The following is a 21135-nucleotide window of genomic DNA, read 5'->3' as shown; positions in this document are numbered from 1 at the left end:
GCTCAGCCGATTCCGGGGATGAGGGTGATGAGCATGTCGATGATCTTGATGCCGATGAACGGGGCGACGAGGCCGCCGAGTCCGTAGATCCCCAGATTGCGGCGGAGCATCTTGTCGGCGCTGGTGGGCTTGTACTGCACGCCCTTCAGGGCGAGCGGCACCAGCGCGATGATGATCAGCGCGTTGAAGATGACCGCGGACAGGATCGCCGAGTCTGGGCGAGGGCCGGCGCGTCGTTCGTACCGTCACCGGTCATCGCGACCAGCTTGCCGCCCGCCTGCTCCCGCTTGATGAGGGCCATCTTGTCCTCGGGGGTGGCCTCGGCCAGGAAGTCGTCGACGCCGGCCTCCTGCGCGATGGCCTTGGCCGTCAGCGGGTTGTCGCCCGTGATCATGATCGTCTTGATGCCCATGCGGCGCAGTTCGTCGAACCGCTCGCGCATGCCCTCCTTGACGACGTCCTTGAGGTGGATGACACCGAGGATCCGGGCACCCTTCTCGTCCTCGACCGCCACGAGGAGCGGGGTGCCGCCGGCCTCGGAGATCTTGTTGGCGAGGAGGTCCGCGTCGTCGGCGACCTGGCCGCCCTGCTCCGTCACCCATGCGATGACCGAACCTGCGGCGCCCTTGCGGGTCTTCTTGCCGTCGACGTCCACACCCGACATGCGGGTCTGGGCGGTGAAGGCGATCCACTCGGCCTGGGCGAGCTCGCCCTGGTGGCGTTCGCGCAGCCCGTACTTCTCCTTCGCGAGGACCACGATCGAGCGGCCCTCGGGGGTCTCGTCGGCCAGCGACGACAGCTGGGCGGCGTCGGCCAGTTCGGCCTCCGTCGTGCCCTTGACCGGGACGAACTCGGCGGCCTGGCGGTTGCCCAGGGTGATCGTGCCCGTCTTGTCGAGCAGCAGGGTGGACACGTCACCGGCGGCCTCGACCGCACGGCCCGACATGGCCAGGACGTTGCGCTGGACGAGCCGGTCCATGCCGGCGATGCCGATGGCCGAGAGCAGCGCCCCGATGGTGGTCGGGATCAGGCAGACCAGCAGGGCGGTCAGCACGATCATCGACTGCTTGGCGTCCGCGTAGATCGCGAACGGCTGCAGGGTCACGACGGCGAGCAGGAAGACGATGGTGAGCGAGGCGAGGAGGATGTTGAGGGCGATCTCGTTGGGCGTCTTCTGCCGGGCCGCGCCCTCGACGAGCGCGATCATGCGGTCGATGAAGGTCTCGCCGGGCTTCGTCGTGATCTTGACGACGATCCGGTCCGAGAGGACCTTCGTACCGCCGGTCACCGCGCTGCGGTCACCGCCCGACTCGCGGATGACGGGGGCCGATTCACCGGTGATGGCCGATTCGTCGACCGAGGCGACGCCCTCGACGACGTCACCGTCGCCGGGGATGATGTCGCCGGCCTCGCAGACCACGAGGTCGCCGATACGGAGCCCCGTGCCCGGGACCTGCTCCTCGCCGGAGTCGGTCAGACGGCGGGCGACGGTGTCCGTCTTCGCTTTGCGCAGGGTGTCGGCCTGGGCCTTGCCGCGGCCCTCGGCCACGGCCTCCGCGAGGTTGGCGAAGATGGTGGTCAGCCACAGCCAGGCGGTGATCGCCCAGCCGAACCAGTCCGTCGGGTCCTTGATCGCCAGGACGGTCGTGACGACCGACCCCACGAGGACCACGAACATGACCGGTGACTTGACCATGACGCGCGGGTCGAGCTTCTTCACCGCGTCGGGGAAGGACTTGAGCAGCGCCTTGGGGTCGAACAGACCGCCGCCGACGCGCCCCGCCGGGGTCTTGTGTCCGGTGGGCAGGTCTTCGTGCGGCGCACGGGTGGGGGTGATGGTGCTCATGAGGCGAGCCCTTCAGCGAGCGGACCCAGCGCGAGGGCGGGGAAATAGGTCAGACCGGTGATGATGATGATCGTGCCGACGAGCAGGCCCGCGTAGAGCGGCTTGTCGGTGCGCAGCGTGCCCGCCGTCTCCGGTACGGGCTGCTGCTCGGCGAGCGAGCCGGCCAGCGCGAGGACGAAGACGATCGGCAGGAAGCGGCCCAGCAGCATGGCGATGCCGATGGTGCTGTTGAACCACTGCGTGTCGGCGTTGAGGCCGGCGAACGCGGAGCCGTTGTTGTTGGCGCCGGAGGTGTAGGCGTAGAGGATCTCGGAGAAGCCGTGCGCACCCGGGTTGGCCATCGAGTTGCCGGGCGTCGGGAGCGCCATCGCGGCGGCGGTGAAGCAGAGCACCAGCGCCGGGGTGATGAGGATGTAGCAGGCGGCCAGCTTGATCTGGCGGGTGCCGATCTTCTTGCCCAGGTACTCCGGGGTGCGGCCGACCATCAGACCCGCGATGAACACCGCGATGATCGCCATGATCAGCATGCCGTACAGGCCGGAACCGACGCCGCCGGGCGCGATCTCGCCGAGCTGCATGCCCAGCATCGCGATGCCGCCGCCGAAGCCGGTGTACGAGGAGTGGAAGGAGTTGACCGCGCCGGTCGAGGTCAGGGTGGTCGCGACGGCGAAGATGGACGAGCCGCCGATGCCGAAGCGGGCCTCCTTGCCCTCCATCGCCCCGCCGGCGATGTCGAAGGCCGGTCCGTGGTGGGCGAACTCGCTCCACATCATCAGCGCGGTGAACCCGAGCCAGATCGTGGCCATCGTCGCGAGGATCGCGTAGCCCTGGCGCAGGTTGCCGACCATGCGGCCGAAGGTCCGGGTCAGCGCGAACGGGATCACCAGGATCAGGAAGATCTCGAAGAGGTTCGAGAACGGGGTGGGGTTCTCGAACGGGTGGGCGGAGTTGGCATTGAAGTAGCCGCCGCCGTTGGTGCCCAGCTCCTTGATGACCTCCTGGGAGGCCACCGCCCCGCCGTTCCACTGCTGCGAGCCGCCCATGAACTGACCGACCTCGTGGATGCCGGCGAAGTTCTGGATGACACCGCAGGCGACCAGGACCAGCGCGCCGATCACGGAGATGGGCAGCAGGATCCGGACGGTGCCGCGCACCAGGTCGGACCAGAAGTTGCCGAGTTCGCCGGTGCGCGAGCGGGCGAAGCCCCGTACGAGGGCCACGGCGACGGCCATGCCGACCGCGGCCGAGACGAAGTTCTGCACCGCGAGGCCGCCGGTCTGCACGACGTGGCCCATGGCCTGCTCGCCGTAGTACGACTGCCAGTTGGTGTTCGCCACGAAGGACGCGGCGGTGTTGAACGCCTGGTCGGGGTCGATCGACACGAAGCCGAGCGAGCCGGGCAGGCTGCCCTGCAGTCGCTGCAGGGCGTAGAGGAAGAGGACGCTCACTGCGGAGAAGGCCAGGACGCCGCGCAGGTACGCGGGCCAGCGCATCTCGGCCGAGGGGTTGGCGCCGATGGCCTTGTAGATCCACTTCTCCGGGCGGTAGTGCTTCTCGGAGGAGTAGACGCGGGCCATGTAGTCGCCGAGCGGGCGGTATGCGAGGGCGAGCGCGGCGACGAGCGCGAGCAGCTGCAGCACACCAGCGGTTACGGGGCTCATATCAGTGCTCAGAACCTCTCCGGGTACACGAGGGCGAGGACGAGGTATCCCAGCAGGGAGACGGCCACGAGCAGGCCGACGATGTTCTCGGCGGTCACAGCTTGGCCACCCCTCGGGCGATGAGAGCCACCAGTGCGAAAACCGCGACCGTGGTGACGACGAAGGCCAGATCGGCCATCGTGAGCTCCTGGATGAAGTGATGAAATGGATTTCGGCCAAGACGGCCGATGTAGAGCAAACCGCGAGCTCAGGCGTGCGTTAAGACCTCTTGACGGGCTCCATACGGGCAGGCCGGATCTCTTGATGCCACCCTGACGCAGAACCGCTTCGGCAGCGGCGAGGCTCAGCCGCCGTGGGCCAGCCCGGCCGAGTCCAGGGCGGCGCCGGCCTGCGCGGCGAGGGCGACGGCGACGAGCCGGGCCTGCTCCGAGGGCAGCGGGCCCGGGACCGGGTCGAGGAGGAAGCGGCCGTAGTAGTGCCCGCCGCCGTTGGCGCGCAGCTCGGTCTCGCCTTCCGGCCACCGGTCGGGCCAGTACGTGGCCTCGGTCTCCCCGGTGTCGAGGCCGAGCCACAAGGCCCCGTCGTGCTCCAGCCGGGGCAGGTGACCGATGAGGGACCCGTACTCGAAGCGGCAGCCGCGCAGGTTCAGCAGGCCGATGAGCTCATGGCGCACGTGCTCGACGACGGCCTCGGGGGAGCTCCCGCCCTCGGCGAGCCGGACCGTGCCCTCCAGCTGGGACAGGTGCGAGGCATCGGTGGTCACGGCGCCCTGGAGGCGGCGTGCGCGGACGGCCAGCTGGGAGACGATCAGGCCGACGACCAGGAGGAGGACGGCCGTCTGGGCGTCGTCACCGTCGGTGATCGTGAAGCGACCGTACGGCTGGGTCAGGAAGAAGTCGAACCAGGCCGCGGCCGACAGCGCGGCGAGGGCCCCGGCCACGCGGGTGCCGAGCGCGGCGACCGCGACCACGGCGACGACCAGGATCAGGGCGGAGTTCGTCGCCGAGAGATCCGTACGGAAGGGCACGAGCGCGAGCGCCACGAGGAAGGGGACCACGAGGGCCGCGATCAGGGCGAGGCTGTCGTGGAGTCGATACCCGGACATGTGGTGCCTCCCGTCCGGACGCGCTGGTCCCGATTCGGGTGGGTCGGGTCGGGTCGGTCGGAACCCTTGTCGGAACCCCTGTCAGAACCTCTCGGGCTTGATCAGGGCCGCAATGAGGTAGCCGAGCAGAGCGAGGGCGATGATCAGCCCGACGACGTTCTCAGCGTCCATGGACCATGTCTCCGATTCTCCTGGTGGGGGCGGTGTCCCGCCACCTCCACAGTGCCCGCGCGGCCCGCCGGTGTATCGGACGGGAACGGCCTTTTGATGCGTTTCATATGGAGTTCCACCCCTGCGCATCAGAAGGACGTCAGGGTTTCCGGTTCCGGTGTCAGAAGAGCGTCAGCACAGCGGGCCGGGGCCCGCCCGGGGCCGTTCCATGGACCGCATGCCTGGACCGAAACTCGCGGAGGACCGCAATTGGGCGTCAGACGCCCGGGCCGCAGCCGGCATCGCCGTGCTGCTCCCGGGACTGCTCCTCGCCGTCGATGCCGCGGCCGGCTGCACCCACTGGCAGCGCGTCCTGCTCTGGACGGCCCTCGGCCTCGCACTGCTCGCCGTCCTGTGGCCCACCCGCGTCCGCGCCACCCCGGGCATGCTCACGACCCGGGGACTGCTCCACCACCGCCGGGTCCGCACCGACCGGCTCGTCTCGGTCGCCTGGCACGACGGCGTCGCGCAGCGACTGGTCCTGAGGGACCTCGACGGCAACCGGCTGGAGGTCGATCCGCGGGTCTTCGCGGCGAACCCGGCCCTGTGGCACCTGTTCGACCAGAGCGTCAAGGTGAGCCTGTCCCTCGGCACCGTGACGGATGGTTCGGACCCGCTCCGGCGGCTCGCGCGCCTCATCGACCGCCAGACCGTGCGTACGGTCTTCCAGATCTCCGAGATGGACCACTGCTGACCGGCCGCACCGCCGACGGCCTACAGGCGGTCCAGCGGTACGGCCGCGTAGGACTCCCGCAGTGCGCCGATCACCGGGTCGTCGGCGCGGAAGACGATGTCGTCGACCGCCGCCAGCGCCCGTACGCCGAGGCCGGTGCTCGTGGCGAACGCCGCCCGCATCGAGCGCAGCCGGGCATCCGTCACCGGAGCCGTGACGTGCCCGGCCCCGGCGGCCCGGAGCAGCCGCATCGTCGTCCCCGGAAGCACCTCGGCATCGGGCCAGACCACGGCCCCTGCCTCGTCCACGAAGCCGATGTTCCACGTACAGCCCTCGGAGACCAGCCCGTCCGCACCGGAGAACAGCACGTCGTCGAACCCGGCGAGCCGTGCCGCCCGCCGCAGCCGCAGCTGCCCGAACAGCGCCACGTGCTTCACGGACGGCGTGTCGCGGTGGAAGGGGAGTCGCTGCACGCGCAGCGCCGGCAGCGGGCGGCCGGCGCCGCCCGCGGCGGGCCGGGTCGTCACCAGTACGCCCGGCCGCCCCGCCCGGTCGGGGGCCGTCAGGTCCAGCCCGGGGTCGAAGACCGTGACCCGCACCATGACCGCCCCGGCCCGCCCGCCGCCGGCCTCCCTGCGTACGCACTCCCGCACCCACGCGGGATCCAGCTCCGCCCCGAACACCGCACGGCAGTCCGCGACCAGCCGGGCGAGGTGCAGGGCCAGCCCCCGCACCCCGCCGTCCTCGACCTTCATGGTGGTGAAATGCCCGTAATTGGTCAGTGCGAGGGCCTGTAGGGCCGCGGGGGAGGCGGGGGATCCGTTCAGCGTTGCCATACCCGCAGTCTGCACGTCGCGGGCCCGCGCACCGGACGGCCGCGACAGAACCGCGTCAAGGTCCCCGGGCCGGACCCCGTCGGGCACCGCACTCGCCCGATGATGACCTGGCGGTGTCGTGTCCTACGCGCGCGTCGGGAACGAGGAGGCGGGTTCGGTGGTGGCGGCGGAAGTCCGGCGCGGGCGGTTGAAGGTCCTGCTCGGCGCGGCACCGGGGGTGGGCAAGACCTGCCGGATGCTCGACGAGGGCCGGCGCCGGGCCGAGCGCGGCACCGATGTGGTGGTCGCGTACGTCGACTGCCGCGGGCGCCGTCGTACGCAGGAGAAGCTCGCCGGCCTCGAACTCCTGCCGCGCGCCCCGGGGGAGGAGCTGGACCTGGACGCGGTACTCGCCCGGCGGCCCGACGTGGCGCTGGTCGACGAGCTCCCGCACACCAATGCTCCCGGCGGCCGCAATTCCGCCCGCCGGCAGGACATCGAGGAGCTGCTCGCCGCCGGGATCGATGTGATCACCACCGTGAACATCGCGCACCTGGAGTCCCTCGGCGACGTGGTCGAGAAGATCACCGGGGTGCCGCAGTACGAGACCGTGCCCGACGACGCGGTGCGCCGCGCCGACGAGCTCGAACTCGTCGACCTGCCCGTCGAGGCGCTGCGGCGCCGGATGGCCCACGGGGATCTGTACCCGGCGGAACAGGTCGACGCGGCGCTCGCCCACTACTTCCGCGTCGGGAACCTGACCGCCCTGCGGGAGCTCGCGCTGCTGTGGGTGGCGGGCCGGGTCGACGAGGCCCTGCAGAAGTACCGCTCGGAGCACGGCATAGGCGGGGTGTGGGAGACCCGGGAGCGGGTCGTGGTCGCGCTCACCGGCGGCCCGGAGGGGGCGACGCTCATCCGCCGGGCCGCCCGGATCGCCGCCCGGTCGGCCGGCGGCGACCTGCTCGCCGTGCACGTCGCCCGCAGCGACGGCCTCGCCGCGGGCGCCTCGTCCGCCGCGCTGGCCGGGCAGCGGGCCCTCGTCGAGAGCCTCGGAGGCAGCTACCACTGCGTCGTCGGAGACGACGTCCCGACCGCGCTGTTGGAGTTCGCCCGCGCCGAGAACGCCACCCAGCTGGTCCTCGGCACCAGCAGCCGCAACCGCCTCGAACGCTTCCTCACCGGGCGCGGTATCGGGGAGACGGTCGTCGGGCACTCCGAAGACATCGACGTCCACATGGTCACCCACGAACGGGCGGGCAGCGGGCGCCTGCTGCCGTCCCGCCGGCGCACCCTGCCGACGTCGCGCCTCATCGCGGGGCCGGTGCTGGGCCTCGTCCTGCCCATCGCGCTCACCTTCCTCCTCGACCACACGCGCGGCAGCCTCAACCTCACCAGCGAGGCCCTGCTCTTCCTGCTCGCCGTCGTCGGCGTGGCCTGCGTGGGCGGGGTGGTCTCCGCCGTCGTCGCGTCCGTCACCGCCTCGCTGCTGCTGAACTACTGGTTCATCCCGCCCGTCGGCGCGTTCACCTCGACCCTCGACAGCGTGCTGGCCACGGTGGTGTTCGCGGTGGTCGCCGGGACGGTGGCGGCCGTGGTGGACCGGTCACTGCGCCTCTCGCGCCGCTCGGCGCGGGCGACGGCCGAAGCGGAGACGCTCTCCTCGCTCGCCGGCTCGATCGTCCGCGGCGACCAGACGGTTCCCGCGCTCCTGGAACGGGCGAGGGAGACCTTCGGCATGGACTCCGTCGAGCTGCTGGACGCACCGGTGGCCGAGGCGTCAACGCCCCCTCCGCGCACAGGCGTTCCCGAGACGGGGGTGCCGGTCGGGCAGGACGCCAGGCTGGTCCTGCGCGGCCGTACGCTGCCGTCCTCCGAGCGCCGCGTCCTCACCGCCTTCGCCGCTCACGTGACCGCCGCGGTGGAGCGGGCCCGGCTGGCCGAGGCGGCCGCCGAGGTGGAACCCGTCAGGGCCGCGGACCGGATGCGTACGGCGCTGCTCGCCGCGGTCAGCCACGACCTGCGCACGCCGCTCGCCGGAGGCTGGGCCGCCATCAGCTCCCTGCGCAGCAGCGACGTGGAGTTCAGCGAGGAGGACCGGGCCGAACTCCTCGCCACCGCCGACGAGTCGATGGCCCGCCTCAACCGGCTGATCGAGAACCTGCTCGACATGAGCCGCCTCCAGGCCGGGGCGCTGACCCTGAGCCTGCGCCCCACCGTGCTGGAGGAGGTGCTGCCGGCCGCCCTGGAAGCCCTGCCGCCCGATGCGCCCGCCGTCGAGACCCGGGGGCTGGAGACGGTTCCCGCCGTGCTCGCCGACCCGCCGCTGCTGGAGCGGGTGATCGCGAACCTGCTCGGCAACGCCGCCCGCCACGCCCCCGAGGGGACCTCGGTGCTGCTGACGGCCAGCGCGCTCGCCGACCGCGTCGAGTTCCGGATCGTCGACCGCGGGCCCGGGCTGCCCGCCGCCGACCGCGAGAAGGCCTTCGTTCCGTTCCAGCGGCTGGGGGACACCGACAACACCACCGGCGTCGGGCTCGGCCTCGCCCTGTCTCGCGGCCTCACCGAGTCGATGGCCGGAACGCTCACACCGGAAGACACCCCCGGCGGCGGTCTGACCATGGTCCTCGCCCTCCCCGCCGCCGACGTGTCCGCTGTCGTCAGGAGTGCGTGAAGAGTGGGGCGGCGGACGTATGGATGTCGCCAAGACGGCTGGCGATGACGCATTCCCGCCCAGACGCTGTCCCTCGTCTTTGCTCAATCGGAGGGACCGGCAACAACATGGCCATGCACACAGGTAAGACGGAGACGGCGACCAGGGTCCCCGGCGCGGAGGAGCCCCCCGATACCGGGGCCGGCGACCGGCACAAGCTCACCGCGCTCCAGGGGCTTGCCGCGCTCTCGCTGGACGCCATGGCGTCCGTCGCCTACGGGCCGGAGTCCATCGTGCTGGTGCTCGCGGCGGCCGGCGCGTACGGGATGGGGTTCACGCTCCCGGTCACCGTGGCGATCGCCGTGCTGCTGGCGGTCCTGGTGGCCTCGTACCGGCAGGTGATCGCGGCGTTCCCGGACGGCGGCGGCTCGTACGCCGTGGCCAAGCGGCACCTCGGGCGGCGTACGAGCCTGGTGGCCGCGGCCTCGCTGATCCTGGACTACGTGCTGAACGTCGCCGTGTCGGTCACGGCCGGAGTCGCCGCGCTGACCTCGGCGTTCCCGGAGCTGTACGGCGAGCGGGTCTGGATCTGCCTGGCCGTCCTGGTGCTGGTCACGGGCGTGAACCTGCGCGGCGTGGTCGACTCGGCGAAGGCCTTCCTGGTGCCGACCGCGGTGTTCGTCGGCTCGATCCTCGCCATGATCACCGTCGGTCTCTTCCGGGACGGGCCCGTCAGCACGGCGTCCGCGGCGGGGCACGCCTCCGCGCTCGGCGAGGGCGCACTGCAACACAGTTCGGGGGCGGTCGGCGCCCTGCTCCTGCTGAAGGCCTTCGCGGCCGGCTGTTCGGCCCTGACCGGTGTCGAGGCCGTCGCCAACGCCGTGCCGTCCTTCCGCGCCCCGGCCGCGCGGCGCGCGCAGCACACCGAGGTCGCGCTCGGCGCCCTGCTCGGCGTCATGCTGATCGGCCTGTCCATCCTGATCGGCCGCTTCCACCTCCAGCCGGTCGAGGGCGTCACCGTCCTCGCCCAGCTCGCCGACGCCTCCTTCGGGCACAACCTCGCCTTCTACGTGGTCCAGTTCGCCACGATGGTGCTGCTGGCGCTCGCCGCGAACACCTCCTTCGGCGGACTGCCCGTCCTGATGAGCCTGCTGGCCCGCGACAACCACCTGCCCCACCTCTTCTCGCTCAAGGCCGACCGCCAGGTCCACCGCCACGGCGTGCTCGCCCTGGCCGCCGTCTCCGCGGCCCTGCTGGCCTTCTCCGGCGGCAACACCAACACCCTCGTCCCGCTCTTCGCGATCGGCGTGTTCGTCGGCTTCACGATCTGCCAGGTCGGGATGGTCCGGCACTGGTACGGGGAACGCCCGGCGGGCTGGCGCAACAAGGCGGCCCTCAACGGCTTCGGCGCGGTCCTCACCGGTGTGGCGGCCGTCGTCGTGACCGCCACCAAGTTCACCGAGGGCGCCTGGATCATCGTCCTCGCCCTGCCGCTGCTCGTCCTCGGCTTCGAGAAGATCCAGCGGACGTACGCGCAGATCGGGGAGCGCCTGGAGCTCGGCCGGATACCGCAGTCCCCGACACGCTCCCGCTCGCTGGTCGTCGTACCCGTCTCCGGACTGTCGAAGCTGACCCGTCAGGCGCTGACCGCCGCCCGCTCGCTGGGCGACGAGGTCCTCGCCGTCACGGTCACCCACTGCGCGTCCGAGGACCGGCAGGCGGCCGAGGCCCTGCGCCGAGACTGGGAGCTGTGGAACCCGGGAGTCGAGCTCGTCGAGGTCACCTCGCCGACCCGGGCACTGGGCCGCCCCGTCTCCGGCTACGTACGCGAACTCACCGCGACCAACCCGGACGCGCAGGTCACCGTACTGATCCCGGAGACCGAGCCCGCGCACCTGTGGCAGCGGCTGCTGCAGAACCAGCGCGGCTCGGTCGTGGCCCACGCGGTGCGCCGCGACACGGACGCGGTGATCTGCCGACTGCGGTTCCGCATCACCGACGTCACCGTCACCACCGCCGGCGTCACCGACAACGGGCGTCGGCCCCGGTGACCCAGCCCTCCCGCAAGCACCAACGCCCCGGCCCCGCCGGCATGCTGGAGCCCGAGCAGCTCGCCGCTTCCGCACGCGAGGCCGTCCGCAAGCTCCACCCGCGCGAACTCGTCCGCAAACCCGTGCTGTTCGTCGTCGCCGTCGGCTCCGTGCTGACCACGCTGTCGGCGCTGCTGCACCCGTCGGTCTTCACCTGGGTCATCAGCGTCTGGCTCTGGCTGACGGTGCTCTTCGCGAACCTCGCCGAAGCCGTCGCCGAAGGCCGCGGCCGCGCCCAGGCCGAGTCGCTGCGCAAGGCCCGTACGGACACGGTGGCGCTGCGGCTCCAGCACTGGACGTACGGGACGAACCTGCGCCACGCGCCGGCCGAGGCCGTCACCCCGGCCGAACTCCAGCCCTTCGACTTCGTCCTGGTCGAGGCGGGCGAGACGGTCCCGGCCGACGGGGACGTCGTGGACGGCGCCGCCATGGTCGACGAGTCGGCCGTCACCGGCGAATCGGCGCCCGTACTGCGCGAGTCGGGCGGCGACCGCTCCGGGGTCACGGGCGGTACCACCGTCCTGTCCGACTCGATCGTCGTACGGGTCACCTCGCGCCCGGGACACAGCTTCCTGGACCGCATGATCGCCCTGGTCGAAGGCGCGGCCCGGCAGAAGACCCCGAACGAGATCGCCCTCAACATCCTGCTGGCCGCCCTGACCGTGATCTTCATCCTGGTCGTGATCACCCTCCAGCCGATGGCCGGGTACGCGCACGCCGACCAGGCCACGGCCGTCCTGGTCGCCCTGCTGGTCACCCTGATCCCCACCACCATCGGGGCACTGCTGTCGGCGATCGGCATCGCCGGCATGGACCGGCTCGTCCAGCGCAACGTCCTGGCCATGAGCGGCCGGGCGGTGGAAGCGGCGGGCGACGTGAACACCCTGCTCCTCGACAAGACCGGCACCATCACCACCGGCAACCGCGAAGCCGAACGCTTCGTCCCGCTGCCCGGCATCGACCACGGCAAGCTCGCCGACGCCGCGCAGCTGTCCTCCCTCGCCGACGACACCCCCGAGGGCCGCTCCGTCGTCGCCCTCGCCGAGCGGTACGGCCTGAAGGCCCCCGCGGAACACGAGCTGAGCAATCCGCGCTTCGTCCACTTCAGCGCCAAGACCCGGATGAGCGGCATCAACCTGAGCTGGGCGGGCGGCAACGGCTGCGCGATCCGCAAGGGGGCCGTGCAGGAGGTCTGCGACTGGGTGGCGATGCGGGGCGGCAGCGTACCGGCCGAGACCGCCGACCGGGCCGCGCAGGTGTCCCGGTCGGGCGGTACGCCGCTGCTGGTCGCCGTCCACGACTGGGAGGGGCCCGGCAAGCTGGTCGCGATGACCGGTGACGGTACGAACGACGCGCCGGCCCTCGCCCAGGCGGACGTCGGCGTGGCGATGAACACGGGCACCTCGGCCGCGAAGGAGGCCGGGAACATGGTGGACCTGGACTCCAACCCCACCAAGCTCATCGAGATCGTCGAAGTGGGCAAGCAACTCCTCATCACGCGGGGCGCGCTCACCACCTTCTCCATCACCAACGACGTCGCGAAGTACTTCGCGATCATCCCCGCCATGTTCGCGTCGGCCTACCCCGGGCTCGGGGCCCTGAACGTCATGGGCCTGCGGAGTCCGACCTCCGCGATCACCTCGGCGATCATCTTCAACGCCCTGATCATCGTGGCGCTGATCCCGCTGGCGTTGCGCGGCGTCCGCTACCGGCCCGCGTCCGCGCACGACTTGCTGCGCCGCAACCTGGCCGTGTACGGGCTGGGCGGCCTCGTCCTGCCGTTCGTCGGCATCAAGCTCATCGACCTGGTGGTCTCCGCGGTCCCCGGGCTCGGATGAGCTGCGTGGACGAGTTGCGTCAACGCCGGATCAGGGACCCGTAAGAGGCCTTGAGGCGCTGGCTCCGGCTCAGGTTGGATGAGTCCACGGACATCGGCCTGCGCGTCCGCGCGCCGCCTGATCCGCTGCCGGGGCGGCCCCCGTCCGGCCGCCCCGGCCTCCTCCCTTCCGCCCCAGAGGTGGCCCGTGATCGAGCTGCACCCTTCCCTCCTCCCGTCCCTCGCCCCGTGGTTCCCCGCCGGATCCCCGGGCATCGGCGCGCTCGCCGAGCACGTGCTGAGAACGGGGAACGGCCGATGGTGGTGCGACCGCCCCCGCAACCCCCGGGTCCTGGCGGTCTCCTGCGGGGACCACGCGCTGCTGCGCGGCGACCCGCGGGGCCTCGCCGCAGGGGAACTGGACCCGCTGGCAACGCACTACGTGCACGCTCCGGCCGGGTTCGTGCCGTCGCTGCGCACGGCGTTGGAGGGAGTCACCCCCTGGGAGCGGATGATGTACGTCCGCCGGGCCCCCGCCCTGCCGGCCCGTCCGCCGCGCGGGGTGACCGTACGGCGCCTCCTCGCGGGCGACGCGCAGGCGCTGGCGGGGCTCGGGCCGCAGGCGTCGTGGATCCACGGGACCTGGGGCGGCCCGCAGGGCCTGGCCGGTTCGGGCGCCGCGTGGGGCGCCTTCCAGCGGCGCGAACTGCTGGCGGTGGCGTGCACGTACTTCGCGGGCAGCCGGTACGAGGACGTCGCGGTGCTGGCCGATCCCGGGCACCGCCGCCGGCACCTGGGACTCGCCTGCGTGAGCGCCCTGTGCGAGGACATCGCGGCCCGCGGCCGGATCCCGACCTGGTCCTGCGCCCGCGACAACCGGCCCAGCCGCCTCCTGGCCTGGCGGGCCGGCTTCCGCCTGGAGCACGAGTACGTCCACTACGCCACCCGGGGCCCCCGCACCCCCTCCCCGGCCCACCCGACCCCCGCCCCCGCGTAGCCGTACCGGACCGCCCCCACCCGTTATTTGCCAAAATGGAAAGTAGAGATCATTCTGGAAAGTAGCTGATGGGCATCGGAGTTGAGGGGGACCTGCTGTGGGTACGTCGGGAAACGCCGTCGGGGCTTTGGGCAAGGCGGCAGCGCTGGAGAAGGCCGCACGGCGGCGGAGCGGGTGGTACGCGCGCTACCTTGCGGTGTTCGGAGGGAGCCAGCTGCTCCTGGTGCCGGCGGCGCTGCTGTGGCACGGGTTCGCGGCGGCCTCCACCCTGGCGGTCGCCCAGGTGGTGCTGGTCGGGGGGCTGAGTGCGTACGCCGCCCGGCAGCCGGTGGTGCGGCGCGGGTTCGGTGCCAGGCACGGGGTCATCGTGGCGACGTGGGGCCTGGTCTTCGCCGGGACGGTGGCGCTGGGCAGCACCCTCTTCGCCGACAGCGTGCCGTTCACCGCAGTCGGCGCGCTCGCCTGTGCGCTGCCGCTTGCCGTCGGGGCCGGTCTCGAACAGCGGCGGTCCTCGTGACGGCGGACCCCGGAGGCGGACTCCACGCCGGTTCCCACCCGCGGCACGGGCTCGATCCGCTGCTCAACGCACCCGTCCGGATCTCGGTCATGGCGGCCCTGATGCCGCTGGACAAGGCGGAGTTCGGCTTCGTGCGCGACCTCGTGGAGGTCACCGACTCGCTGCTCTCCAAGCAGGTGGCCGCTCTGGAGGACGCCGGATACGTCGAGGTCCACAAGGGGAGGGTGGGCCGGCGTCCGCGTACCTGGATCGCCGTGACGGCGGAGGGCCGCGCCGCGTACCGGCGCCACCTCGCGGCCCTGCGGGCGATCGCCGGCGACTGGGGTCACTGAGCGGGCCGGGGGGTGCGGCCGACCGGGGGGATCGGGGGGCCCGGAGGGAGGAGTTCGGTCGTGACGAAGGCCACGACCGTGGAGAGGATCGCCACCGGCATCATCGCGGTGCTTCCCAGGACCAGGACCACCAGCAGCACGGTGCTGACCGGAAGCCGCAGCGCGCTCACGGTGGCGGCGGCCATGCCGGCCGCCAGCCCCGCGCCGACGCCCAGTCCGGGCAGGGGCGAGCAGAGGACGCCCGCCGCCGCGCCGAGGAACAGCGACGGGAAGATGGGGCCGCCGCGCAGGCTGCCCAGGCACAGGGAGAACGCGGCGCCCTTGCAGAGCAGGACGGCGATCAGCGCGCCCACGCCCCAGGCGTGCGGATCCCCGACCAGCCGGCCCATCGTGCCCTGGCCCGAGGAGGCCACGTCCGCGGGATTGAGGCCGGTGCCCAATGCGTACGCGGCCGCGCAGACCCCGGCGGCGAGCGCGCAGAGGGTCGTGACGAGCAGCGGCCGTCCGGCGACGCGGATGGCGGTCAGCCGGCCCCCGTGCTGGATCAGGTGCACGGCGCAGGCGATGACCACGGCCATGAGGATCGACCAGACCACGTCACCGATGTCCAGCCGGGGGAACTCCACGCCCGGGTCCAGCTTCAGGTTGCCGGTCGACAGACCGGTCCAGCGGCCGAACCCGGTGAACACGAGCGAGCCGATGCCGCTCGACAGCAGCGCCGGCAGCATCACGGCGAACAGCCGGGGCCCGCCCACGCCCGCGATCTCCATCAGCAGCACGGCGGCGATCAGCGGATTGCCGAAGATGGCGGCGATCGCCGCTGCCGATCCGGCCGCGCCCAGCAGTGCGGTGCTCGCCGGTGTCTCCGGGGTTCCCGTGAGGTGCCGGAGCGCGACCGCGAGTCCGCCGCCCAGCGCGATGAGCGGGGCCTCCGGGCCGAGCGTGGCGCCGAGCGGGAGGCTGAACACGGCCGCGAGGAGCACCCCCGGCAGGACTGCGGGGCTGGAAGCGCCCGGGTGCAGACCGGAGGCGGGGACGTGCCCGCCGGCCCCGGGGAAGTGGGTGACGATCAGCCCGACGCAGATGCCGGAGATCAGCAGCAACGGAAGCGGCCACCACCACGGCGGTGAGTCGAATCCGGCGGCGTGCGGGAGGTCCACCCACACCAGGCGTTCCAGTTCTTGGAGTCCGGCGAGGAACCAGAAGGCGGCCAGCGAGACCGGGATGCCGACGAGCCCGCAGAACAGCAGCGTCTTGAGGTACCCCGGTGCCCGGAGCAGCTCGCCGAGCTTCGCGGCTTCCGCCGGCTGCGTCATGGAGCCGTTCCTTCCCGTCCCCCGTCCTCACCCGTGCGTGCGGCCTAGAGCCCATTGCAGCACCGCGTCCGTACGCCCGCACCTTCGCGCACCCCGGAACACGTCGCCTGTCCGACGGCCCGGCCGATCGCCGCGACGCGCCAGGTCGGCGGGGCCAGAATGAACCAGAATGAAGGCGAGGCCCTTCCCCGAGGAGACCCCCCGATGACGACGACCACCCCGCCGGTGCTGTCGGTGTACTGATGCCCTCCGGCAGGAACGCGCGCAGTGCCCCGCACCCCTCGTGGTGGCGGACCCGGTGGCGCGCCGCGACGGCGACGGCCCGGCGGCTCAAGCACCGGGCCGAGTCCCGCTTCCCGGTGGTCACCAACGCCGCCGAGCGCATGCTGGCGGTCGACATCTTCGACTCCGCGACGCGGCTCGCCGCGCAGTGTTTCCTGACCGCCGTGCCGCTGCTCTTCGTCTTCGCCTCGTTCGCCCCGGAGGCCGTACGGGAGCAACTGGCCGCATCGGTGCGCGCGGTGTTCGGGCTCAACGGCGCGGCGAGCGAGCAGCTGAACGAAATCTTCGCCGGCTCCGACGGGGAATTCCAGAATGCGGTGGGCCTGGTGGGCGCCCTGATGGTGCTGCTGTCCGCGACCGCCGTCAGCCGCGCCATGCAGCGGCTGTGCAAGCGGGCGTGGGAGATCCCGCGTACGGGGGCGCGGATCGCGATCTGGCGCTGGCTCGTCTGGATCGCCGGCTGGATCTGCCTGCTGGCCGTGCAGGGCCCCATTCGCGAAGGGTTCGGCCTCGGGCTCTGGCTGGGCATTCCGCTCACGCTCGTCTTCCAGACGCTGGTGTGGTGGTGGACCCAGCACCTGCTGCTGGGCGGGCTGGTCGGCTGGCTCGCCCTGCTGCCGGGAGCGGTGATCACCGCCGTTGGCGTCACCGCCCTTTCGATCACCGCGCGCTTCTACATGCCGAGGGCCCTCAACCGGACACTGGACCAATTCGGTTCGGCCGGCTCCGTCTTCGTGCTGCTGTCCTGGCTGATCGTGGTGTGCGTGGCCGTCGCCATCGGCATCACCACGGGGGCCGTCCTCGCGCAGGAGCCGTTCCTCGCCCGGCGGCTTGGCAGTCCGACTCCGAACCGGCCGGGAGCCGAGCAGGACTGACAGGGCTGACAGGGCTGACAGGGCCGAGCCGGCTGGGCCGAGCACGGCTGAGCGGGGCCGAGCGTCTCCAGGGGGCCGCTTCGTGCGGACGGCGGCGCACTGCCGGGAGTGCCATGCTGGGCAGCAGGGGCCCGAGTGACGTGGCCTGGAGGTGCATGGCGATGGCAATGCGTGCCACAAGGGCGGAGGGCGACTTTCGGCGGCTGTCCGTCGAGGAACGGGCCGTACGCGGCCGGGCCGCCCGCCGCAAGGCACCCCGATCCGGCCACGGGGAGTTCGAGCCGCCCGCACACCGCCAGGATCCGGTGGACGTACTCGAAGGGCAGTCGGCCGGCCGGGTGGCGGAACTGGTGCCGATCCGGTACGGGCGGATGGTGGAGTCGCCGTTCCGCTTCTACCGCGGTGCCGCCGCCGTCATGACGGCAGACCTGGCCCACACGCCGGACTCGGGACTGCGGGTCCAACTGTGCGGCGATGCCCACATGCTGAACTACGGGCTCCTCGGCTCCCCGGAGCGCAATCTGCTGTTCGACATCAACGACTTCGACGAGACACTGCCCGGCCCGTGGGAATGGGACGTCAAGCGGCTGGCCGTGAGCCTGGCCATCGCCGGGCGGGAGAACGGCTTCACCGATCGCGAGCGCACCGAGATCGTCCGGTCCACCGCCAGGTCCTACCGCGAGCAGATGCGCCGCTACGCCGTCATGAGCCACCTCGACGTCTGGTACTCGCGGGTCGACGCGGAACAGCTCCGTACGCTGGCTGCGGCCGAACTGCGCTCGCGCGGCCGCCGGAAGCTGGCCGAGGTACTGGCGAAGGCGCGCGGGCGCGACAGCCTCCAGGCCGCCGGAAAGCTCACCGAAGTGGTCGCCGGGCAAAGCCGGTTCAGGTCGCTCCCGCCGCTGGTCACACCCCTCTCGGAGCTGCTGCCGGACGAGGAGCGCAGCACGCTGGAGGAGCAGATCCGCGACCTGGTCGAGAGCTACGGGCAGACCCTTCCGTCGGACCGGCTGCACCTGCTGCGGCAGTTCACCGTCGTCGACATGGCGCGCAAGGTGGTGGGCGTCGGCAGCGTGGGCACCCGGTGCTGGATCATCCTGCTCCTGGGGCGGGACGGCGGCGACCCGCTGATCCTCCAGGCCAAGGAGGCGGGGGAGTCGGTCCTCGCCCCGTACGCCGGCCCCGGCGAGTACGCCATGCAGGGCGAACGGGTGGTGGCCGGGCAGCGCCTGATGCAGGCGGCCAGTGACATCTTCCTGGGCTGGCACCGGCTGACGGGGATCGACGGCCGTGAACGGGACTTCTATGTAAGGCAGTTGCGGGACTGGAAGGGCAGCGTCGAGCCGGCGCTCATGGTGCCGCGCGGCATGCGCACGTTCGGCGAGGTGTGCGGCACCACGCTGGCCCGGGCGCACGCCCGGTCCGGGGACCGGATCGCCATCGCCGCCTACCTGGGCAGCGGAGACGTCTTCGACCGGGCGCTGGCCCGGTTCGCGGAGGCCTATGCCGACCTCAACGAGCGCGACCACCGGGCGCTGGTGGAGGCGGTGGCCTCCGGCCGGGTGGCGGCGGAATCGGCGTGAGCCCGGCGCCCGGGTGTGCGCGGACCCGCACCGGGGGCTATTCCTCCCGGGCCGGACGCAGTACCCGGCGCGCGGCGCCACGCAGCCACTGATGGGCCCCGTCGGTGGTGTGGCGCGGGTGCCAGGCCATGCCGATCGTCAGTGGAGGCAGCGGCAGCGGGATGTCCAGCAGGCGCAGTCCCAGCGCGTGCGCCGCGTCGCCGAGTGGTGAAGGGGGCTCGCCCGGCAGCGCGGTCGGCACCAGGCAGACCGCGTCGCCGGCCGCCGCCAGTGCCATCGCCGCCAGATGCCCGGGCAGGACGGCGCTGACCCGCCGGCTGAGCCCTTGCCCGGCCAAGGCCGCGTCCAGCGGGCCGGTGAAGCGTCCCCGGCGGCTGACCGCCACGTGCTCGGCCGCGGCCAGCCTGGCGGGCGTCAGGGTTCCTTCGGCGAGCGGGTGCCCGGCCCTGACGCCGGCCGCCATCCGCACCGTGACCAGCTCCTCGACCCGGGTCTCCGGGTCGGTGTGGTCGATGGCCCCGATCTCCAGATCGATCCGGCCCTCGCGCAGTGCGGGGCCCGCCTCCCACTCCTCGGCCAGCACCCGCAGCGAGACCCCCGGCGCCCGGCGCCGGGCCAGCCCGAGCAGACCCGGCGCCAGCGCCGCGCCGACCAGGTCCGAGGCCTGGACGGTGAAGGTGCGCCGCAGCGCGGCGGGGTCGATACCGCCGCTCGGGGTGAGCAGTGCCTCCAGCCGGCGCACCACCGCGGCGGCCTCGTCCCGCAGCGCCTCGGCGCGGGGTGTGGGCACCATCGCCTGGCCTGCCCGCACCAGCAGCGGATCCTGGAGCACCCGGCGCAGCCGGGCCAGGGTGCGGCTCATCGCCGCGGGGGAGGTGTGCAGCCGCGCGGCGGCACGGGTGACGCTCTGCTCGGTCAGAAGGGCGTCGAGGGCGACGGCGAGATTGGCGTCGAGGTTCGGGTCTGGGCTGCTCACCGGCATTATTCCGTTCCAGGCAATGATTGGATGCTGAAGTTCCCATTGTGGCAATGCCGTTGGCGTCCGCACGATGAAGGGCGTACCAAGCCGACAAAGACCGTGAGGAATTCATGATCGTCATTACCGCCCCCACCGGGAACATCGGCCGGCGGCTGCTGTCACTGCTGGTCGAGGCCGCGCCCGCACACGGAGAGGAGTTGCGCGTCGTGGTCCGCGATCCTGCCCGGCTCCCCGAAGCCGTGCGCGGACGGGTCGAGGTGGTCACCGGCTCGCACGGCGACGCCGCGACCGTCGAGCGCGCCTTCACCGGGGCCGACGCCGTTTTCTGGCTGGTGCCGCCGGACGTCTCGGCCACGCCCGACGAGGCGTACAGCGGCTTCACCCGCCCGGCCGCGCGGGCGTTCGCCGCCCACGGCGTCAGCCGTGTCGTCGGCGTCTCGGCGCTCGGCCGCGGCACCCCGCAGGCCGCCCGGGCCGGGCTGGTCACCGCCTCCCTGGCCATGGACGACCTGATCGCCGGCTCCGGCGTCGCCTACCGCGCCCTGGCCAACCCGTCCTTCTTCGAGAACCTGCTGGAGGAGGCCGACTCGATCCGCGAGAACGGCGTCTTCACCGATACCGCCGCAGCGGACCGCAAGGCCCCGATGGTGGCCACTGCCGACATCGCCCGAGCGGCGGCCGGGCTGCTGCTGGACCGCTCGTGGACCGGCGTCGGCAGCGTCCCGGTGCTCGGCCCGCAGGACCTGTCGCCCGACGACCTGGCCCGCATCATGACCGAGGAGCTGGGCCGTCCGGTCCGCTACCGGCGCCAGCCGCTCGACGAGATGCGGTCCACCCTGCTCGGCTACGGCCTCGGCGAGGCCTTCGTCGAGGGCATGGTCGACATGAAGCGCGCCAAGGACCAGGGCCTGGACTCGGGCGTCGACCGCTCGCCGCAGGCGGGCCCGGCCACCGGATTCGCGCAGTGGTGCGCGCAGACCCTCAAGCCCGCCGTCCTCGCCACCCCGGAGGCAGCCGATGCCCACTGACGGAACCGAGCCGCCGGTCACCGCGTTCATGCTGGTCAAGACCACGCCGGAGTGGCTGGCGATGACCGTGGCCGAACGCGTCCGGGCCTTCACCACCCACGTCGTCCCGGTGATCGAGGCCCGCACCCGCGGCGTCCGCTCCCGCTTCTACGACACGGAGTTCTACTCGGCGCGGGTCACCGACGTCTGGGTCTGGGAGGCGGACGACCACGACGCCTACCGGCTGCTGATCGACGCGCTGCGCGAAACCCCCTTCTGGGACCGCTACTTCGACGTGGTGGACCTGCTCGTGGGCACCGAGAACGGCTACGCCCGCACTTACGGCCTGGAGCCGGTGGCCACCCTCGCCACCTGAGGCTC

General features: G+C 72.2%; 19 protein-coding genes and 1 pseudogene. 11 read left to right on the top strand and 9 right to left on the bottom strand.

Translation table 11 applies throughout. The features are described 5' to 3' along the window. Nucleotides 1-2: 2 nt before the first annotated feature. The 6 genes and pseudogenes from kdpB (IF02_RS32545) to kdpF (IF02_RS33875) all read right to left on the bottom strand — a co-directional run bounded on the left by kdpB (IF02_RS32545) (nt 3) and on the right by kdpF (IF02_RS33875) (nt 4783). Nucleotides 3-1846: pseudogene (kdpB, locus tag IF02_RS32545) on the bottom strand (potassium-transporting ATPase subunit KdpB). Continuing rightward, nucleotides 1843-3507, bottom strand: a complete 1665-nt coding sequence (gene kdpA, locus IF02_RS0120420; protein WP_030158971.1) for a potassium-transporting ATPase subunit KdpA — start codon at nt 3505-3507, stop codon at nt 1843-1845. The pseudogene kdpB (IF02_RS32545) and the gene kdpA overlap by 4 nt, the downstream one beginning before the upstream one ends. Nucleotides 3508-3515: 8 nt before the next feature. After that, nucleotides 3516-3605 (bottom strand): K(+)-transporting ATPase subunit F, encoded by a 90-nt coding sequence (gene kdpF / locus IF02_RS33880; protein WP_037836701.1) that lies wholly within the window; start codon nt 3603-3605, stop codon nt 3516-3518. Next, nucleotides 3602-3745 carry a hypothetical protein gene (locus IF02_RS34855; protein ID WP_158708523.1) on the bottom strand — a complete coding sequence of 48 codons (144 nt, stop codon included), beginning with the start codon at nt 3743-3745 and terminating at the stop codon, nt 3602-3604. Before IF02_RS34855 ends, kdpF (IF02_RS33880) begins: the two co-directional genes overlap by 4 nt. A gap of 105 nt (nt 3746-3850) precedes the next feature. Next, the gene (locus IF02_RS0120405) at nt 3851-4612 is read right to left on the bottom strand and encodes a DUF4118 domain-containing protein (protein ID WP_030158970.1); all 762 of its coding nucleotides are present in this window, start codon (nt 4610-4612) and stop codon (nt 3851-3853) included. Nucleotides 4613-4693: 81 nt separating this feature from the next. Next, on the bottom strand, nt 4694-4783 hold the full coding sequence (kdpF, locus tag IF02_RS33875; RefSeq protein WP_037836698.1) for a K(+)-transporting ATPase subunit F: 90 nt from the start codon (nt 4781-4783) through the stop codon (nt 4694-4696). Nucleotides 4784-5000: 217 nt separating this feature from the next. On the opposite strand from kdpF (IF02_RS33875), the gene IF02_RS0120395 reads away from it, so the two are divergent. Next, nucleotides 5001-5516 (top strand): hypothetical protein, encoded by a 516-nt coding sequence (locus tag IF02_RS0120395; RefSeq protein ID WP_030158969.1) that lies wholly within the window; start codon nt 5001-5003, stop codon nt 5514-5516. Nucleotides 5517-5536: 20 nt separating this feature from the next. Here the strand turns inward: IF02_RS0120395 and IF02_RS0120390 are convergent, their stop codons facing one another. Continuing rightward, nucleotides 5537-6331 (bottom strand): aminotransferase class IV, encoded by a 795-nt coding sequence (locus IF02_RS0120390; RefSeq protein WP_030158968.1) that lies wholly within the window; start codon nt 6329-6331, stop codon nt 5537-5539. Between the two features lie 118 nt (nt 6332-6449). Here IF02_RS0120390 and IF02_RS0120385 point away from each other — a divergent pair, with 118 nt between their 5' ends. The 6 genes from IF02_RS0120385 to IF02_RS0120360 all read left to right on the top strand — a co-directional run bounded on the left by IF02_RS0120385 (nt 6450) and on the right by IF02_RS0120360 (nt 14712). Further along, complete coding sequence (locus IF02_RS0120385; protein WP_234318275.1) at nt 6450-8981, top strand: sensor histidine kinase; 2532 nt, start codon at nt 6450-6452, stop codon at nt 8979-8981. A gap of 107 nt (nt 8982-9088) precedes the next feature. Continuing rightward, nucleotides 9089-11011: an APC family permease gene (locus IF02_RS0120380; protein ID WP_051696388.1), complete on the top strand. Its 1923-nt coding sequence runs from the start codon at nt 9089-9091 to the stop codon at nt 11009-11011. Between the two features lie 41 nt (nt 11012-11052). Beyond that, nucleotides 11053-12888 (top strand): potassium-transporting ATPase subunit KdpB, encoded by a 1836-nt coding sequence (kdpB, locus tag IF02_RS0120375; protein WP_078622222.1) that lies wholly within the window; start codon nt 11053-11055, stop codon nt 12886-12888. A 186-nt stretch (nt 12889-13074) separates the two neighbouring features. After that, on the top strand, nt 13075-13863 hold the full coding sequence (locus tag IF02_RS0120370) for a GNAT family N-acetyltransferase (protein WP_030158964.1): 789 nt from the start codon (nt 13075-13077) through the stop codon (nt 13861-13863). A 97-nt stretch (nt 13864-13960) separates the two neighbouring features. Beyond that, a complete protein-coding gene (locus tag IF02_RS33220; RefSeq protein ID WP_158708522.1) occupies nt 13961-14380 on the top strand; it encodes a hypothetical protein in 420 nt (139 codons plus the stop codon). After that, nucleotides 14377-14712, top strand: coding sequence for a winged helix-turn-helix domain-containing protein (locus tag IF02_RS0120360; RefSeq protein WP_030158962.1), 336 nt, complete (start codon nt 14377-14379; stop codon nt 14710-14712). The genes IF02_RS33220 and IF02_RS0120360 overlap by 4 nt, the downstream gene beginning before the upstream one ends. Here IF02_RS0120360 and IF02_RS0120355 read toward each other — a convergent pair. Continuing rightward, nucleotides 14706-16028, bottom strand: coding sequence for a chloride channel protein (locus IF02_RS0120355; RefSeq protein WP_051696386.1), 1323 nt, complete (start codon nt 16026-16028; stop codon nt 14706-14708). The two genes, IF02_RS0120360 and IF02_RS0120355, sit on opposite strands and share 7 nt — an antisense overlap. Before the next feature lie 242 nt (nt 16029-16270). On the opposite strand from IF02_RS0120355, the gene IF02_RS0120350 reads away from it, so the two are divergent. Then, nucleotides 16271-17185, top strand: a complete 915-nt coding sequence (locus tag IF02_RS0120350; RefSeq protein ID WP_078622207.1) for a YhjD/YihY/BrkB family envelope integrity protein — start codon at nt 16271-16273, stop codon at nt 17183-17185. A 161-nt stretch (nt 17186-17346) separates the two neighbouring features. Continuing rightward, nucleotides 17347-18768 (top strand): DUF2252 domain-containing protein, encoded by a 1422-nt coding sequence (locus IF02_RS0120345; RefSeq protein WP_051696404.1) that lies wholly within the window; start codon nt 17347-17349, stop codon nt 18766-18768. Between the two features lie 37 nt (nt 18769-18805). Here the strand turns inward: IF02_RS0120345 and IF02_RS0120340 are convergent, their stop codons facing one another. After that, on the bottom strand, nt 18806-19750 hold the full coding sequence (locus tag IF02_RS0120340; RefSeq protein ID WP_199809253.1) for a LysR family transcriptional regulator: 945 nt from the start codon (nt 19748-19750) through the stop codon (nt 18806-18808). A 107-nt stretch (nt 19751-19857) separates the two neighbouring features. Here IF02_RS0120340 and IF02_RS0120335 point away from each other — a divergent pair, with 107 nt between their 5' ends. Then, nucleotides 19858-20775, top strand: a complete 918-nt coding sequence (locus IF02_RS0120335) for an NAD(P)H-binding protein (RefSeq protein WP_030158956.1) — start codon at nt 19858-19860, stop codon at nt 20773-20775. Next, complete coding sequence (locus IF02_RS0120330; RefSeq protein ID WP_030158954.1) at nt 20765-21130, top strand: darcynin family protein; 366 nt, start codon at nt 20765-20767, stop codon at nt 21128-21130. The genes IF02_RS0120335 and IF02_RS0120330 overlap by 11 nt, the downstream gene beginning before the upstream one ends. Nucleotides 21131-21135 lie beyond the last annotated feature (5 nt).

It is taken from the genome of Streptomyces sp. NRRL S-244, from assembly GCF_000717915.1.
In the GTDB taxonomy this organism is placed as follows: Bacteria; Actinomycetota; Actinomycetes; order Streptomycetales; family Streptomycetaceae; genus Streptomyces.
Note: the sequence above shows the minus strand (reverse complement) of the source record. Positions and strands in the feature narration are given on the sequence as shown.

Excerpts from the sequence above, each read along its gene's own strand:
- kdpA (WP_030158971.1), bottom strand. The coding sequence starts at position 3,507 with ATGAGCCCCGTAACCGCTGGTGTGCTGCAGCTGCTCGCGCTCGTCGCC.
- IF02_RS0120345 (WP_051696404.1), top strand. The coding sequence starts at position 17,347 with ATGGCAATGCGTGCCACAAGGGCGGAGGGCGACTTTCGGCGGCTGTCC.
- IF02_RS0120340 (WP_199809253.1), bottom strand. The coding sequence starts at position 19,750 with ATGCCGGTGAGCAGCCCAGACCCGAACCTCGACGCCAATCTCGCCGTC.
- IF02_RS0120335 (WP_030158956.1), top strand. The coding sequence starts at position 19,858 with ATGATCGTCATTACCGCCCCCACCGGGAACATCGGCCGGCGGCTGCTG.
- kdpF (WP_037836698.1), bottom strand. The coding sequence starts at position 4,783 with ATGGACGCTGAGAACGTCGTCGGGCTGATCATCGCCCTCGCTCTGCTC.
- IF02_RS0120355 (WP_051696386.1), bottom strand. The coding sequence starts at position 16,028 with ATGACGCAGCCGGCGGAAGCCGCGAAGCTCGGCGAGCTGCTCCGGGCA.
- IF02_RS0120330 (WP_030158954.1), top strand. The coding sequence starts at position 20,765 with ATGCCCACTGACGGAACCGAGCCGCCGGTCACCGCGTTCATGCTGGTC.
- IF02_RS0120350 (WP_078622207.1), top strand. The coding sequence starts at position 16,271 with ATGCCCTCCGGCAGGAACGCGCGCAGTGCCCCGCACCCCTCGTGGTGG.
- IF02_RS0120390 (WP_030158968.1), bottom strand. The coding sequence starts at position 6,331 with ATGGCAACGCTGAACGGATCCCCCGCCTCCCCCGCGGCCCTACAGGCC.
- IF02_RS0120405 (WP_030158970.1), bottom strand. The coding sequence starts at position 4,612 with ATGTCCGGGTATCGACTCCACGACAGCCTCGCCCTGATCGCGGCCCTC.
- kdpB (WP_078622222.1), top strand. The coding sequence starts at position 11,053 with ATGCTGGAGCCCGAGCAGCTCGCCGCTTCCGCACGCGAGGCCGTCCGC.
- IF02_RS0120380 (WP_051696388.1), top strand. The coding sequence starts at position 9,089 with ATGGCCATGCACACAGGTAAGACGGAGACGGCGACCAGGGTCCCCGGC.
- IF02_RS0120395 (WP_030158969.1), top strand. The coding sequence starts at position 5,001 with ATGCCTGGACCGAAACTCGCGGAGGACCGCAATTGGGCGTCAGACGCC.